Source organism: Bradyrhizobium sp. SHOUNA76 (assembly GCF_023006445.1).
Taxonomy (GTDB): Bacteria; Pseudomonadota; Alphaproteobacteria; order Rhizobiales; family Xanthobacteraceae; genus Bradyrhizobium.
In genome coordinates, this window is record NZ_JALBHA010001057.1 from 1 (window position 1) to 679 (window position 679).

Below are 679 nucleotides of genomic sequence, written 5' to 3' on the forward strand. Positions count from 1 at the left end.
CGAGCAGGCGGTCGCGCTGGCGAAAGCCGTGAATTACGACTCCGCCGGCACCGTCGAGTTCGTCGCAGGGCAAGACAAGAGCTTCTACTTCCTGGAGATGAACACGCGCCTGCAGGTCGAGCATCCCGTCACCGAGCTCGTCACCGGCATCGACCTCGTCGAGCAGATGATCCGCGTTGCCGCGGGCGAGAAGCTCGCCATCGCGCAGAAGGACGTCACGCTGACGGGCTGGGCGGTGGAATCGCGTCTCTACGCCGAAGACCCGTTCCGCAACTTCCTGCCCTCGATCGGGCGCCTGGTGAAATATCGCCCGCCGGCGGAAGCCAGCCACGACGGCATCACCATCCGCAACGACACCGGCGTGCAGGAGGGCGGCGAGATCTCGATCCATTATGATCCGATGATCGCCAAGCTCGTCACCCACGCGCCGTCGCGCGCGGCCGCGATCGAGGCACAGGCGACCGCGCTGGATTCGTTCTATGTCGACGGCATCCGCCACAACATCCCGTTCCTGTCGGCGCTGATGCATCATCCGCGCTGGCGCGAGGGGAGGCTGTCGACCGGCTTCATCGCCGAGGAATTCCCCAAGGGCTTTGCGGTGCGCGTGCCGGAAGGCGAGGTCGCGCGGCGCATCGCCGCGGTCGGCGCCGCCATCGACCACGTGCTGGGCGAGCGCAAG

General features: G+C 67.0%; 1 pseudogene. It reads left to right on the top strand.

The annotated features are described in order from the left end of the window. A pseudogene (locus MOV74_RS39675) lies at positions 1-679 on the top strand (acetyl/propionyl-CoA carboxylase subunit alpha); the annotation flags it as partial.